This is a genomic window from Streptomyces sp. PL-25 (assembly GCF_058344915.1).
Window position 1 is genome coordinate 3,034,627 of the sequence record NZ_CP136997.1, and the last position, 13,056, is coordinate 3,047,682.

At 73.1% G+C, this 13,056-nt stretch carries 15 protein-coding genes and 3 tRNA genes; 5 read left to right on the forward strand and 13 right to left on the reverse strand.

Annotated elements, in window-relative coordinates:
- Positions 1-71: 71 nt before the first annotated feature.
- Together secE and R4Z62_RS13450 are read right to left on the reverse strand one after the other, a co-directional pair.
- Positions 72-356: a preprotein translocase subunit SecE gene (gene secE, locus R4Z62_RS13445; RefSeq protein ID WP_018564778.1), complete on the reverse strand. Its 285-nt coding sequence runs from the start codon at positions 354-356 to the stop codon at positions 72-74.
- 107 nt (positions 357-463) lie between these two features.
- Positions 464-536: transfer RNA gene (locus R4Z62_RS13450), tRNA-Trp, on the reverse strand.
- A 273-nt stretch (positions 537-809) separates the two neighbouring features.
- Here R4Z62_RS13450 and R4Z62_RS13455 point away from each other — a divergent pair.
- Both R4Z62_RS13455 and R4Z62_RS13460 read left to right on the forward strand, forming a co-directional pair.
- Positions 810-2,036, forward strand: a complete 1,227-nt coding sequence (locus tag R4Z62_RS13455) for a pyridoxal phosphate-dependent aminotransferase (protein ID WP_064534604.1) — start codon at positions 810-812, stop codon at positions 2,034-2,036.
- Positions 2,037-2,168: 132 nt separating this feature from the next.
- Entirely contained in the window at positions 2,169-3,200 is a 1,032-nt protein-coding gene (locus R4Z62_RS13460; RefSeq protein WP_491519904.1) for an adenosine deaminase, read from the forward strand.
- Positions 3,201-3,222: 22 nt separating this feature from the next.
- Here R4Z62_RS13460 and R4Z62_RS13465 read toward each other — a convergent pair whose 3' ends face one another.
- Both R4Z62_RS13465 and R4Z62_RS13470 read right to left on the reverse strand, forming a co-directional pair.
- Positions 3,223-3,969 (reverse strand): DsbA family protein, encoded by a 747-nt coding sequence (locus R4Z62_RS13465; protein ID WP_491519905.1) that lies wholly within the window; start codon positions 3,967-3,969, stop codon positions 3,223-3,225.
- Positions 3,970-4,004: 35 nt separating this feature from the next.
- Positions 4,005-4,625 carry a TetR/AcrR family transcriptional regulator gene (locus R4Z62_RS13470; protein ID WP_064534598.1) on the reverse strand — a complete coding sequence of 207 codons (621 nt, stop codon included), beginning with the start codon at positions 4,623-4,625 and terminating at the stop codon, positions 4,005-4,007.
- Positions 4,626-4,760: 135 nt separating this feature from the next.
- On the opposite strand from R4Z62_RS13470, the gene R4Z62_RS13475 reads away from it, so the two are divergent.
- Positions 4,761-5,393, forward strand: a complete 633-nt coding sequence (locus tag R4Z62_RS13475) for an NAD(P)-dependent oxidoreductase (protein WP_491519906.1) — start codon at positions 4,761-4,763, stop codon at positions 5,391-5,393.
- A gap of 76 nt (positions 5,394-5,469) precedes the next feature.
- Here the strand turns inward: R4Z62_RS13475 and R4Z62_RS13480 are convergent, their stop codons facing one another.
- From R4Z62_RS13480 to R4Z62_RS13505, 6 genes are all read right to left on the reverse strand, one after another.
- Positions 5,470-6,525, reverse strand: a complete 1,056-nt coding sequence (locus tag R4Z62_RS13480) for a UDP-N-acetylmuramate dehydrogenase (protein WP_389597483.1) — start codon at positions 6,523-6,525, stop codon at positions 5,470-5,472.
- Between the two features lie 53 nt (positions 6,526-6,578).
- Complete coding sequence (locus R4Z62_RS13485; protein ID WP_018564771.1) at positions 6,579-7,007, reverse strand: MaoC family dehydratase; 429 nt, start codon at positions 7,005-7,007, stop codon at positions 6,579-6,581.
- 7 nt (positions 7,008-7,014) lie between these two features.
- Complete coding sequence (locus R4Z62_RS13490) at positions 7,015-7,467, reverse strand: MaoC family dehydratase N-terminal domain-containing protein (RefSeq protein WP_064534591.1); 453 nt, start codon at positions 7,465-7,467, stop codon at positions 7,015-7,017.
- Between the two features lie 114 nt (positions 7,468-7,581).
- Complete coding sequence (gene rpmG / locus R4Z62_RS13495) at positions 7,582-7,746, reverse strand: 50S ribosomal protein L33 (protein WP_003948671.1); 165 nt, start codon at positions 7,744-7,746, stop codon at positions 7,582-7,584.
- A 91-nt stretch (positions 7,747-7,837) separates the two neighbouring features.
- Positions 7,838-7,910: transfer RNA gene (locus R4Z62_RS13500), tRNA-Met, on the reverse strand.
- A gap of 45 nt (positions 7,911-7,955) precedes the next feature.
- Positions 7,956-8,028, reverse strand: a tRNA-Thr gene (locus R4Z62_RS13505).
- Between the two features lie 314 nt (positions 8,029-8,342).
- Between R4Z62_RS13505 and R4Z62_RS13510 the strand changes: the two genes are divergently transcribed.
- Positions 8,343-9,656: an amidohydrolase family protein gene (locus R4Z62_RS13510; protein WP_491519907.1), complete on the forward strand. Its 1,314-nt coding sequence runs from the start codon at positions 8,343-8,345 to the stop codon at positions 9,654-9,656.
- A gap of 298 nt (positions 9,657-9,954) precedes the next feature.
- Entirely contained in the window at positions 9,955-10,611 is a 657-nt protein-coding gene (locus tag R4Z62_RS13515) for an SDR family oxidoreductase (protein ID WP_064534588.1), read from the forward strand.
- Between the two features lie 55 nt (positions 10,612-10,666).
- On the opposite strand, the gene R4Z62_RS13520 is transcribed toward R4Z62_RS13515, so the two are convergent.
- From R4Z62_RS13520 to R4Z62_RS13530, 3 genes are all read right to left on the reverse strand, one after another.
- Entirely contained in the window at positions 10,667-10,894 is a 228-nt protein-coding gene (locus R4Z62_RS13520; protein WP_064534586.1) for a hypothetical protein, read from the reverse strand.
- A 151-nt stretch (positions 10,895-11,045) separates the two neighbouring features.
- Positions 11,046-11,711, reverse strand: coding sequence for a class F sortase (locus tag R4Z62_RS13525; protein ID WP_491519908.1), 666 nt, complete (start codon positions 11,709-11,711; stop codon positions 11,046-11,048).
- Between the two features lie 171 nt (positions 11,712-11,882).
- Positions 11,883-12,869, reverse strand: coding sequence for a hypothetical protein (locus tag R4Z62_RS13530; protein ID WP_491519909.1), 987 nt, complete (start codon positions 12,867-12,869; stop codon positions 11,883-11,885).
- Between the last annotated feature and the right edge of the window lie 187 nt (positions 12,870-13,056).

Here is a 13,056-nt window from a genome sequence, read left to right on the forward strand (position 1 = left end):
TCTTCCTGGATACATAGGGGTGGAACATGCGAAAACGGGCGCCGGTAACCACGGCGCCCTTCGCTCTGGGCTCAGCCGAAGACGTACTTGGCCGCGTGGTTGAGCCCATAGTCAATCACGGTCACCAGGGCGATCATGACGACGACGAAGCAGATCACCACAGTGGTGTACGACGTCAGTTCGTTGCGCGAGGGCCAGACGACCTTGCGCAGCTCGGCGATGATCTGCCGGTAGAAGGTGGCGAGACGCTTCAGCGGGCCCTTCTTGGCGCGCTTGCCGCCCTTGCGGGGCTTCTTGGACTCCGCCACCTCGTCCTGGGCATCAGGCGTGTCGATGGAGCCCACGGCGTCCGTCATTCGTCCTCACCTGATTCCGGGTCGTGGCCGTGCCGCGCCCGGTCGAGCCGCACGGCGGTGCATTGCTGTACGTACATGCGCACACATCCTGGCGAAGGTGTGTGTAGCAGGGCCGGAGGGACTTGAACCCCCAACCGCTGGTTTTGGAGACCAGTGCTCTACCAATTGAGCTACGACCCTTTGTGTGTCCCCCAACGTACCGCATCCGACCGCGAGTCCGGTGTGCACCGGGTGCGGCGGCCACTTGCTGAAGGCCAACGAGGTGAGAGTGTACGTGGTCCGGGGCCGGGCGTCGAACAGAAAATGGTCTTCGGCGTCCGCCGGGGCCGATCCGTCCGGAAGATCACCTGGCCGGGGACCGGATCCGGACGCGTGTTCAGCACCCGACCCGCCTCCGCCCACTGTGTGAAACCGGTGTGCCCGGGATGTTCGGGGTCTGGAACGATGGGCGGTATGAGCGCTGCAACCCCTCCGACCGAGCGCCGGGTCTCCGCCCGTATCGGCGCGATCTCCGAGTCCGCCACCCTCGCCGTGGACGCCAAGGCCAAGGCCCTGAAGGCCGCCGGGCGTCCGGTGATCGGCTTCGGCGCCGGTGAGCCCGACTTCCCGACCCCGGACTACATCGTCGAGGCCGCCGTCGAGGCCTGCAAGAACCCGAAGTACCACCGGTACACGCCGGCCGGCGGTCTGCCCGAGCTGAAGGCCGCGATCGCCGCGAAGACGCTGCGCGACTCCGGCTGGGAGCCGGACGTCTCGCAGATCCTCGTCACCAACGGTGGCAAGCAGGCCATCTACGAGGCGTTCGCCGCGATCCTCGACCCGGGCGACGAGGTCATCGTCCCGGCGCCGTACTGGACGACGTACCCGGAGTCGATCCGGCTGGCCGGCGGTGTCCCCGTCGAGGTCGTCGCCGACGAGACCACCGGCTACCGGGTCTCGGTCGAGCAGCTGGAGGCCGCCCGCACCGAGAACACCAAGGTCGTCCTGTTCGTCTCGCCGTCCAACCCGACCGGCGCGGTGTACTCCGAGGCCGAGACCGAGGCGATCGGCCGCTGGGCCCTGGAGCACGGCCTGTGGGTGCTCACCGACGAGATCTACGAGCACCTGGTGTACGGCGACGCGGTCTCCGTGTCCCTGCCGGCGCTCCTGCCCGAGCTGCGCGACAAGTGCGTCGTCGTCAACGGCGTGGCCAAGACGTACGCCATGACCGGCTGGCGCGTGGGCTGGGTCATCGGCCCCAAGGACGTGGTCAAGGCCGCGACCAACCTCCAGTCGCACGCCACGTCGAACGTGTCGAACGTCGCCCAGGCCGCCGCGCTGGCCGCCGTCTCCGGTGACCTGGCGGCGGTCGCGGCGATGCGCGAGGCATTCGACCGCCGCCGCCGCACCATCGTGCGGATGCTCGACGAGATCGACGGCGTGCTCTGCCCGGAGCCCGAGGGCGCGTTCTACGCCTACCCCTCGGTGAAGGCGCTGATCGGCAAGGAGATCCGCGGCAGGCGCCCGCAGAGCTCCGTGGAGCTGGCCGCCCTCATCCTGGAGGAGGCCGAGGTCGCGGTCGTCCCGGGCGAGGCCTTCGGCACCCCGGGCTATCTGCGGCTGTCCTACGCCCTCGGTGACGAGGACCTGGTGGAGGGCGTGAGCCGGATCCAGAAGCTGCTCGCGGAGGCGCGGGACTGACGCAGAGGCTGCTGAAGGGGCCCGACCACACTTCAACGTCGAAGTGTGGTCGGGCCCTGACCTTTGTGCGAGCAAGACCACGAACGGGGAAACGGCTTCCGGTCGCGGCCCCGGGTGCGGCAGGATCGGCGGATGGAGCGTGTACGTGATGTCTCTGAGCTGCCGAAGGCCCATCTGCACCTGCACTTCACCGGGTCGATGCGGCCCGCCACCCTGCTGGAACTGGCCGACAAGTACGGCGTACGGCTGCCCGAGGCGCTGACCGACGCCCTGTTCGGCGGGGAGCCGCCGAAGCTGCGGGCGACCGACGAGCGGGGCTGGTTCCGCTTCCAGCGGCTGTACGACGCGGCGCGTTCCTGCCTGCGGGAGCCCGAGGACATCCGGCGGCTGGTGCGCGAGGCCGCCGAGGAGGACATCAGGGACGGCTCGGGCTGGCTGGAGATCCAGGTCGACCCGACCTCGTACGCGCCGCGTCTGGGCGGGCTGATCCCGGCGCTGGAGGTCATCCTCGACGCGGTGGACTCGGCCTCGCGCGAGACGGGCCTCGGGATGCGGGTCCTGGTGGCGGCCAACCGCATGAAGCACCCGCTGGACGCGCGCACGCTGGCCCGCCTCGCCGTGCGCTACCGCGACCGCGGTGTGGTCGGTTTCGGGCTCTCCAACGACGAGCGGCGCGGCATGGCCCGGGACTTCGACCGGGCGTTCGCCATCGCGCGCGAGGGCGGCCTGTTCGCGGCCCCGCACGGGGGCGAGCTGGCGGGCCCGGCCTCGGTCCGCGACTGCCTGGACGACCTGCACGCGCACCGGGTGGGCCACGGGGTGCGCGCCGCCGACGACCCGCTCCTGCTGCGGCGACTGGCCGAGCGGGGGGTGACCTGCGAGGTCTGCCCCGCCTCCAATGTGGCGCTCGGGGTGTACGAGAAGCCCGCGGACGTGCCGCTGCGGACGCTGTACGACGCCGGTGTCCCGATGGCCCTGGGCTCCGACGACCCGCTGCTGTTCGGCTCCCGGCTGGCCGCCCAGTACGACTTCGCCCGCCGCCACCACGGCTTCACCGACGCCGAGCTGGCGGAGCTGGCCCGCCAGTCCATCCGCGCCTCGGCCGCCCCGGAGGACGTCCGGGCCAAGCTGCTGTCGGGCGTGGACGACTGGCTGGCCGCCTGAGCCGCGGCGGCGCGGCCGCGGGTCAGGACTGCGACAGCGCCCCGACGACCAGGGGCAGCGCCTCCTTGTCGAAGAGCGAGCCGGTCATCGAGGAGGGGACCGCCTTGCCGTCGACCTTCAGGGTGGGCGTGCCGGTCGCCCCGGAGGTGTCGAAGGCGCGTTCGGAGGCGGCCACGTAGTCGCCGTACTTCAGGTCCTTGACCGCGCGGTCGAAGCCGGCGCCGCGCAGCCCCTTCACCCGGGAGGCCAGCTCCAGCAGGTACGCGTCGGTGAAGCCGTCGACGCTCTCCTCGGGCTGGTGGGCGAAGAGGACGTCGTGGTACTCGGCGAAGCGGCCCGCCTCCAGCGCCGCCCGCAGCGCGTTGGCGGCCTTCTTGGAGCCCTGGCCGCCGAGCCGGGCGTCGAGGAAGGAGGCGAGCGTGTACTCCACCCGGACCTGGCCGGAGCGGACCAGCTCGCGCAGGGCCTCGCCGCCGCCCTCGGTCTCGAACTTCTTGCAGACCGGGCAGCGCAGGTCCTCGTAGACCTGGACGACGGTCTTCGCGCTCGCGGAACCGACGCGGACGGTGGTGCCGTCGGCCGCCAGGGTCTCGGTGGCGCCCGGTGCGCGGCTCGCCGTGGCGGCGGGACCGGTGCCGTTCCCGCCGTCGCCGCCGTGCGCGGCGTCGCCGCTCCCCTTGTCGCACCCGGTGGCGAGCGTGCCCACCAGCACGGCCGCGGCCGTGATCACGATGCCCCGGCTGCCTCGCAGGCCTCGTACGCCCCGCATGATTCTTCCCCTCCCTGTCCGGACGGGGACCGACCCTATGCGATGTCTGTGCCCCGCCCCGCCCCGCCGGTGGTGAGACCGGTCAGGAGCGTGCCCACCAGACGGGCGGCGAACGCGTCGGCGTCCGGGCGGGCGTCCGCGGCGTCGTACGCGAAGGCCCGCTGGGCGCAGGCACCCAGGAGCAGGGAGGCGGCGGCGAAGGTGTCGGCGCCGGGGGCGATCCGGCCCAGCGAGCGCTCGGCGCGGAGGTAGGCGTCCAGTTCCTCGATGGGCAGGTGGGGGCCGGAGCCCATCCGCCGCATCGCCTCGTCGTGGCGGCGCTTGAGCTGGGTCTCGGCGTACAGCGAGGCCGCGATCGGGAAGCTCTGCTCGTAGAACAGGGCGGCCTGGCGGGCGATCTCGGTGAGGTTCTCGGCCACGGTGCGCCGTTCCGGCTCGGCGGCGAGGGCGCGCAGCAGCGGGGTGAGCCGGGGCAGCCGCTCGTGCAGCACCTGGATGAACAGCTCCTCCTTGCTCGCGAAGTACTTGTAGAGGGCCGCCTCGGAGCAGCCGGCCGCCCTGGCGATCTCCTTGGTGGTGGCACGGGCGAGCCCGACGGTGCGCATCAGCTCGTGGGCGGCGTCGAGGATGCGGACGCGGGCCGGTCTCGTCTCCATGTCACGTCCAATCGGCCGGTCGGCCTTGACGGGTGGGTGAGTGCTTACCCACTCTAGGACCAGACGAGGTGAGTGAATACTCACCCACCTCCGGTGGTCCGGGGTGTCCCCGGACAGGCAGGCAGGAGCGTGCTCATGAACCTCACAGTTTTCGGCGCCACCGGCGGCATCGGCCAAGAGATCGTCCGGCAGGCGCTCGACGCCGGGCACCGGGTCACCGCCGTCGTCCGCGACCCGGCCCGGCTGACCGTGACCGGTGACCGCCTGGAGGTGGTCAGGTCCGGGCTGGTGGACCCGGAGGCCGTGCGCCCGGCCGTCGCGAACCGGGACGCGGTGTTCTCCGGTCTGGGCGCCCGCAGCCGCAAGGACGCCGGGGTCGCGGCCCGGCTGACCCGTACGGTGCTGCGCGCGATGGAGGCGGAGGGCACGCGCCGTCTGCTCGTGGTGAGCGCGGGTCCGGTGGGCCCCGAGCCGGAGGGCGACGGGTTCCTCGACCGGGCGGCCCGGAGCCTGGTCTCGGCGGTCCTGAAGGACGTCTACGCGGATCTGCGCGAGATGGAGGCCGAGCTGGCGCGCAGCGCCACGGACTGGACGGTGGTCCGGCCGCCACGCCTCCAGGACAAGCCGCTCACCGGCACGTACCGCACGGTGACCGGCGGCTTCCCGCCGCACGGCCGCTTCATCGCGCGGGCGGACGTGGCCCACGCGATGCTGTCGCTGACCGACGACCCGGCGGCGGTGAAGCAGGGCGTGGGGGTGGCGTACTGAGGGGATGGCGTACTGAGGGGAACCCGCCCCGGTCGCCGCCGGAGGCCGGCCGCTACAGGCCGCCGGAGGCCGGCCGCTACAGGCTGACGCCGACCGTCACCGGCTCGTTCACCAGCGTCACGCCGAACGCCTCGCGGACCCCGGCCACCACCTCGCGGGCGAGGTCCAGCAGGTCCTTCGTGGTCGCGCCGCCGCGGTTGGTGAGGGCGAGCGTGTGCTTGGTGGAGATCCGGGCCGGGCCGGTGCCGTAGCCCTTGGTGAAGCCCGCCCGGTCGATCAGCCAGGCCGCGGAGGTCTTGGTGCGCCCCTCCCCCGCCGGGTACGCGGGCGGCTCGGCGTCCTCGCCCAGGCGCTCGCGCACCCGGGCCCGGAAGGCGCCGAACTCGGCGTCCGTGAGGATCGGGTTGGTGAAGAAGGACCCGGCCGACCAGGTGTCGTGGTCCTCGGGGTCCAGGACCATGCCCTTGCCCGCGCGCAGCTTCAGCACGGTCTCGCGGGCCCGCTCCAGCGGGACGCGGTCGCCCGCCGACACACCGAGGGCGCGCGCCGTCTCGGCGTACCTGAGCGGCGCCGACAGGCCGCCCGCGTCCTCCAGACCGAAGCGGACGCGCAGCACGACGTACCGCTCGGGGTGCTCCTTGAAGCGGCTGTGCCGGTAGGAGAAGGCGCACTCCTCGTTGGAGAGGGTGACCGTCTCGCCCGCCGCGCGGTCGTAGGCGACGACCTCGGTGATGGTGGCGGAGACCTCCTGGCCGTACGCCCCCACGTTCTGGATGGGGGTGGCGCCCGCGGAGCCGGGGATGCCGGAGAGGCATTCGACGCCCGCGAGTCCGGCCTCGACGGTCCGGGCGACGGCGTCGGTCCACACCTCGCCCGCGGCCAGCTCCAGCGTGGTGCCGCGCAGGTCGAAGCCGGTGGTGGCGATGCGCAGGGCGGTGCCGTCGAAGCCCTGGTCGCCGATGACCAGGTTGGAGCCGCCGCCGATCACCAGCAGCGGGGTGCCGGCGGCGTCGGCCGCGCGGACGGCGTCGACGACCTCCGCGTCCGTGGTCGCGGTGATCAGCCGGGCGGCGGGGCCGCCCAGACGGAAGGTCGTCAGCGGGGCGAGGGGCGCGTCGTGGAGTTCCTGCACGCGCCCAAGACTACGGGGCCCCGCCGACGTCCTTGCCGACGCTCCCGCCGGGCTCAGGCCAGGCGGACGAGGGCCTGGGAGCGGCCGAGGACCTTCTGCCCCTCGCACAGGGCGGTCAGGTCGATCCGTACGGTGTGGTCGTCGAGCTTGGCCGCGACCTTGCCGACGACGTCGATCCGCGCGCCCTTGTCGTCGTTCGGGACGACGACGGGCTTGGTGAAGCGGACGCCGTACTGCACCACGGCACCGGGGTCGCCGGCCCAGTCGGTGACGACGCGGATCGCCTCGGCCATGGTGAACATGCCGTGCGCGATCACGTCCGGCAGTCCGACCTCCTTGGCGAACTTCTCGTTCCAGTGGATCGGGTTGAAGTCCCCGGAGGCGCCCGCGTACTGCACGAGGGTGGCGCGGGTCACGGGGAAGGTCCGGCCCGGAAGCTCGGTGCCGACCTCGACGTCGTCGTAGGCGATCTTCGCCGTCATCGGATCCTCACGCCTCCTCGGCCGCGCGGGCCACCAGCTTGATCCAGGCGGTCACCACGTGCTCGCCCGCCGCGTCGTGCACCTCGCCGCGGATGTCCAGGATGTCACTGCCGGCCATGGTCTTGATCGCCTCGATGGTCGAGGTGACGGAGAGCCGGTCACCGGCGTGCACGGGGCGCGTGTAGGCGAACTTCTGGTCGCCGTGCACCACGCGGCTGTAGTCCAGCCCGAGCTGCGGGTCCTGGACGACCTCTCCGGCGGCCCGGTAGGTGATCAGGAACACGAAGGTGGGCGGGGCGATCACATCGGGGTGGCCGAGTGCCTGCGCGGCTTCGGGGTCCGTGTACGCCGGATTGGCGTCGCCCACCGCCTGGGCGAATTCCCGGATCTTCTCCCGGCCCACCTCGTAGGGGGCGGTGGGCGGGTAGGAACGCCCCACGAAGGACTGGTCGAGCGCCATGGCTCGGCACCTCCTGGTGTCAGCTGCGGTCGTGCGGAGGGAGCTGGTGAAGACGGTGAAACACCGTGAGGCCGCCCCCCATGGTGCGGGGGCGGCCTCACGTATGAGCCTGATTTATCGCGTTTCGCGGTGCGCGGTGTGCGCGTTGCAACGCGGGCAGTGCTTCTTCATCTCCAGGCGATCCGGGTTGTTACGCCGGTTCTTCTTGGTGATGTAGTTCCGCTCCTTGCACTCCACGCAGGCCAGCGTGATCTTCGGGCGGACGTCGGTGGCAGCCACGTGAGTGCTCCTAAGACGAACGGATGGACTTACTTCAACGCAGAAAAGAGTAGCCGATCGAAGGACCGACCCCGCAATCGGCTACTGTCAGTAGCGGTGACCGGACTTGAACCGGTGACACAGCGATTATGAGCCGCTTGCTCTACCGACTGAGCTACACCGCTTTGATGAGATCGGCCCCGCCTCACGGCGGGAACCTCTCACACCAGAGCCCCAATACGGAATCGAACCGTAGACCTTCTCCTTACCATGGAGACGCTCTGCCGACTGAGCTATTGGGGCGAGCGATGAAGACATTACACGGTCCGCAGCCGTTCGCCCAAATCCGTTCCGCGGCCCCCGCCGGACGGCTCCGGAGACCCTTCTCCGTACGGCCACACCGGTACGACTATTGCGCTCCTCCCGTCTCCCGGCGCGCCGCCGCCCTAGGCTCGACGCACTCTGCGTGATCTTGCGCGGCCCCCCGCGCGCACCACGCCCCGGGCACCGCCCACCCCCGCTCGACCACCGCTTTCCACCCCGTCCGCCGTCCGCCGTCCGTCCCTCTGTCTGTCTGTCTGTCGTACCGTCCGTCCCTCTGTCGTACCTGGAGTGCGATGCCCCCCGGTAAGCCGCAACCGCCTCACTCGTCGTCCTCGCCCGGCCCGTCCGGGCGGCCGGACCCGGACACCCTGCTGCTGTGCGGGGCCCGGCTCACCGACGGGCGGACCGTGGACGTACGGCTGTCCGGAGAGCGCATCGAGGCGGTGGGCACAGCGGGCAGCCTCGGCCCGGCCGGGGGCGCGGGCCGCGACGGCGAGCGCGGCGGCGAGCGCGGGGCGGACGGGCCCGGGGACGGCGGATCGCGCGTCGACCTCAGCGGCTACCTGCTGCTGCCCGCCCCGGCCGAGCCGCACGCCCACGCCGACACCGCCCTGACGGCCGACACGGACGGCCCGGTCTCCTACGACCCGGAGGACGTCCAGCGCCGGGCCACGGAGGCGGCGCTGCTCCAGCTCGGGCACGGCGCGACCGCACTGCGCGCGCACGTGCGCGTGGGCGACGTGCAGGGGCTGGGCGCCCTGACGGCGGTGCTGCGGGCCCGGCGGGCGCTGCGCGGGCTGGCCGAGCTGTCGACGGTGGCGGTGCCGCGCGTGCTGACCGGGGTGGCCGGCGCGGACGGGCTCGCGGTGCTGCGGGACGCGGTGAAGATGGGCGCGTGCGTGGTCGGCGGCTGCCCGGACGTGGACCCCGATCCCACCGGGTACGTGGAAGCGGTCCTGGAGGTGGCCTCCGAGCACGGCTGCCCGGTCGACCTGCACACCGACGCCACCGACCCGGCCCGGCTCGCCCGGCTCGCGGCGATGGCGGGCGGGCTGCGCCCCGGCGTGACGCTGAGCCCCTGCGGCGGCCTGGCCCGGCTGCCCGCCGAGGCCGCGGCCCGGACCGCGGACCAGCTGGCCGCCGCCGGGGTGGCGGTGGTGTGCCTGCCGCAGGGCGGCTGCGCGGGCGCGGAGGGGCCCGGGACGGCGCCGGTACGGCTGCTGCGGGCGGCCGGGGTGCGGGTGGCGGCGGGCAGCGGCGCGTTGCGGGACGTGTCGAACCCGGTGGGCCGCGGCGACCCGCTGGAGGCGGCCTATCTGCTGGCCTCCCGCTACGGGCTGCGCCCCGGCGAGGCCTACGAGATGGTGAGCGCGTCGGCCCGCGCGGTGCTCGGTCTGCCCGAGGTGCGGGTGGAGGCGGGCTTCCCGGCCGAACTCCTCGCGGTGCGCGGCGACCGGCTCGCGGGGGCGCTGTCGCTCGCGTACAGCCGGATCGTGGTGCACCGGGGGCGCGTGGTGGCACGCACCAGCGCGGTGCGCGAGTTCTGTGACTCGGCCGCCTCGGTGGAACTGGGGCTGCCCCGGCAGGGGCGGGGAGAGCTGTCGTAGCCGCCGGGGGCGAGCTGTCGTAGCCGTGGGGCACGTGGGGACGCGGGGACGTGGGGGCGTGCGCGAAGGCCGGGGGCAGGCGGGGCGCGACCGCCTGCGGGGCGGCAGGGGGCGGGAGGGCCCCCGGGGCGGCAAGGGGCAGGAGGGCCTGCGGGACGGCAGGGGGCAGGAGGGCGCGGAAGGGCCGGCGGGGCGGCAAGGGGCAGGCGGGCGCGGGGGTGCGGGAGGGCGCGGAGACCGGCCGGGGCGGGCCGAAGTCGTGCGGCGGATACGGCTGTCCGGGCGTACGGTCGAAGACATGCGCATTGTCATCGCTGGTGGTCATGGTCAGATCGCGCTGCGGCTGGAGCGGCTGCTCGCGGCGCGCGGGGACGAGGCGGCGGGCATCATCCGCCGGGCGGAGCAGAGCGACGACCTGAGGGCCGCGGGCGCCGAACCGATCGTGCTGGACCTGGAGTCGGCCTCGGTCGAGGAGGTCGCGGAGCGGCTGCGGGGCGCGGACGCGGCGGTGTTCGCAGCGGGCGCGGGGCCGGGCAGCGGCACCGCGCGCAAGGACACGGTGGACAAGGGCGCGGCGGTGCTGTTCGCCGACGCGGCGGTCCTGGCCGGTGTGCGGCGCCATGTGGTCGTGTCGTCGATGGGCGCGGACGCGGCGCACCGGGGCGACGAGGTCTTCGACGTGTATCTGCGCGCCAAGGGTGAGGCCGACGACCACGTCCGCTCCCTGGACGGCCTCGACTGGACGATCCTGCGCCCCGGTTCGCTGACGGACGGGCCCGGTACCGGCCAGGTGCGCCTGGAGGCGCACACCGGCCGCGGGTCGGTCCCCCGCGACGACGTGGCCGCCGTCCTGGCCGAGCTGGTGGACACCCCGGCGACGGCCGGCCTGACCCTGGAACTGATCGGCGGTTCGGCCCCGGTGCCGGTGGCGGTGAAGTCGGTCGCCGGCAACTGACGCCGCGCTCCGCGTCCTCCGCGCCGCCCTGTCCCGTCCTCCTCAGCCGCCGCCGTCAGAACAGGCTGAGCTGCCCGGGGAATTCGGGGACGGTGTAGCCGTCCAACGACGGCTGCACGGCACCCAGTTGCGCCGTACGGCGGGAGCCGGGGCAGGAGACCAGCTCTCCGGACTCCCGCGCGCCGGGCGGATCGTGCCGCGCGAACCGCCCGGCCACGACGGCGATCTCACGGCGGCACACGGGGCAGGCTCTGCGGCGCGCGGAGGCGGACGACAAGGACATGGCTCCAGTGTGCACCGGGGCACCGACAGTCGCGGTGGCAGTGGCATGGCAGCGGCGGCCGACGGGCGGCGGGCGGCGGGCGGCGGGCCCGAGCCGTCGTCAGGTCCGTGGCGCTGTCGCGTCCGTGCGGCCGTCAGGTGGTGTACGGCCGTCAGGTGCGTGCGGCCGTCAGGTCGGCGTAGATGATGATGTTGTCCGGGTGGTGGCCGTCGACGATCGGGCCGCCGCAGGTGATCAGGCGCAGTTCGGGTCGTTCGGTGTCGCCGTAGACGGCCTGGGTGGGAAAGGCGTCCTTGCCGACCTGCTGGAGCTTGCGGACGGTGAAGGTCAGGACGGATTTGTCGGCGCGGGTGACGGTGATCGGGTCCCCCACCCGGATCCGGGACACCTCGCGCATGACGGCGGGGCCGGCGGCGGTGTCGAAGTGCCCGATGAGCACCGCCGGTCCGGTCTGCCCCGGAGTCACGCCGCCCTTGTACCAGCCGATGTCGTCGGCCTGGGCGACCGTGGGGACCTGTACGGTGCCGTCGGCCGCCAGGCCGAGTTCGAGCACCGGTCCGGTGTCGACGCTCGCGGACGGTATGCGCACGCGCACGGGCTTCGACGCGCTCAGCGCGGCGGGACGGGCGCCCGCCGTGGGCTCCGGGGCGGCGGAGGCGGCGCGGGAGTGGGAGACGGTGGCCCGGTAGGGGCCGTCTCCGCCGTCGCTGTCGGTGAGCCCGCGGGCCAGCGTCCAGCCGCCGAGCAGCAGGGCCGCCGACGAGAGGGCGACGGCGGCCGGGAACCAGCGGCGCCGGGCGGATCGGGGGACGGACACGCGACAGCTCCTGGGATTCGGGGGGGGGGAACGGCGATACCGGTGACGCGCCGGGGCGATGGTCCGCCCCGGCGCATCACCGGTGCCAGGTGTGGGGCGCACCCGGACCACCCGGGGCGTGCGCGGCCCTCGCAGGCACCCCATGTGAACAGGGTGGACCGGGTGAACCGGTCAGCTGTCGACGCGGACCGTGCGGCGCCGGCGGATCAGCGCGGCACCGACGCCGGCCGCTCCGGCCAGGGCCACGGCGCCACCGGCCAGCACCGTGGTGTTGTCGCGGCCTGCTCCGTCCTGGGCGTCCTGGACACCGGCGGCCACCGCGCCCACGGGCACGACCTCGGTCTGGGCGGCGGTACCGGCAGTGGCCGGCGACTTGCCGCTCGCGCACGCCGGCGGCGCCGGGAAGTCGTAGGCCTTGCCCCACGGCATGTCACCGCCCTGCGACCGCTGGAAGTACTCCGGCTCGCCGTTCACGGTCTCGATCTTCATGCCGTACTGACCGTTCAGCGGGTGCGCGCGGTCGACGGTGCCGAGGGTCTGTCCGTCGGGGGTCAGCAGACGGGCCTTCGGTCCCTCGGGCCCGTTGCTGAGCTCCACGCGGTAGGGCGCAGCGAGGGCCGAGCGGATCGTCTTGGTGGCGGTGCAGTCGTGGTCGGGGATGGGCAGCCACGAGGACTCCACCGTGCCGTCGGAGGAGTGCAGCACGATGCGCATGCCGTGGATGGCGATGCTGGCGTCGTGGTCCACGGCGCGCAGGGTGGCGGTCGGCGGCTCGCCGAACTCGGTGATGACGTCCCCTCGGTACCCGCCCGGCGCCAGCTTGGTGACGTGCACCTCCTCACCGTCGATCAGACCGTATTCCTTGTACGGAGCCTCGCTGGGCTTCGCGGAGGGCGTAGCGCTTCCGGTGGCCGGAGCGGACGTGGAAGGCGAGGACGGAGTGGAGGTGGAAGGGGTGGACGGCGCGGCAGGCGCGACAGGAACGGCGTCCCGGGCGGTCTTGGCGGGAGCGGTGGCGCTCGGGGCGGCGGCGCCCGGCACGGTGGTGGCGGCGAAGGTGGCGGCTGCGGGACCGAGGACGGCGGCGGCGACAGCGGCACCGACGAGCACGGCACGGACCGTGCTGCGGCGGCCCTTGCGAAGGACAGAGCTGGACATGGAAGGCTCCCGGCGAAAGAGGCAGAAGGTGCGTGGAGATGAGCGGCCGCTCCTCTTGCCCGAGTGGGGCCGGTCCTTCGGTGCGGTAGGAAAATAGTAGGGAGACGTTCGCCACAGGAACTTCCGTGAAGTGTCACAGAACCTCGACAAGGGACAGCGCTTACCACCTTCGCGGGGACAAGGCACC

Bases quoted from the DNA above. Each gene is read 5' to 3' on its own strand.
- secE (WP_018564778.1), bottom strand. From the start codon at position 356: ATGACGGACGCCGTGGGCTCCATCGACACGCCTGATGCCCAGGACGAG.
- R4Z62_RS13455 (WP_064534604.1), top strand. From the start codon at position 810: ATGAGCGCTGCAACCCCTCCGACCGAGCGCCGGGTCTCCGCCCGTATC.
- R4Z62_RS13460 (WP_491519904.1), top strand. From the start codon at position 2,169: ATGGAGCGTGTACGTGATGTCTCTGAGCTGCCGAAGGCCCATCTGCAC.
- R4Z62_RS13465 (WP_491519905.1), bottom strand. From the start codon at position 3,969: ATGCGGGGCGTACGAGGCCTGCGAGGCAGCCGGGGCATCGTGATCACG.
- R4Z62_RS13470 (WP_064534598.1), bottom strand. From the start codon at position 4,625: ATGGAGACGAGACCGGCCCGCGTCCGCATCCTCGACGCCGCCCACGAG.
- R4Z62_RS13475 (WP_491519906.1), top strand. From the start codon at position 4,761: ATGAACCTCACAGTTTTCGGCGCCACCGGCGGCATCGGCCAAGAGATC.
- R4Z62_RS13485 (WP_018564771.1), bottom strand. From the start codon at position 7,007: ATGACGGCGAAGATCGCCTACGACGACGTCGAGGTCGGCACCGAGCTT.
- R4Z62_RS13490 (WP_064534591.1), bottom strand. From the start codon at position 7,467: ATGGCGCTCGACCAGTCCTTCGTGGGGCGTTCCTACCCGCCCACCGCC.
- R4Z62_RS13510 (WP_491519907.1), top strand. From the start codon at position 8,343: ATGCCCCCCGGTAAGCCGCAACCGCCTCACTCGTCGTCCTCGCCCGGC.
- R4Z62_RS13515 (WP_064534588.1), top strand. From the start codon at position 9,955: ATGCGCATTGTCATCGCTGGTGGTCATGGTCAGATCGCGCTGCGGCTG.
- R4Z62_RS13520 (WP_064534586.1), bottom strand. From the start codon at position 10,894: ATGTCCTTGTCGTCCGCCTCCGCGCGCCGCAGAGCCTGCCCCGTGTGC.
- R4Z62_RS13530 (WP_491519909.1), bottom strand. From the start codon at position 12,869: ATGTCCAGCTCTGTCCTTCGCAAGGGCCGCCGCAGCACGGTCCGTGCC.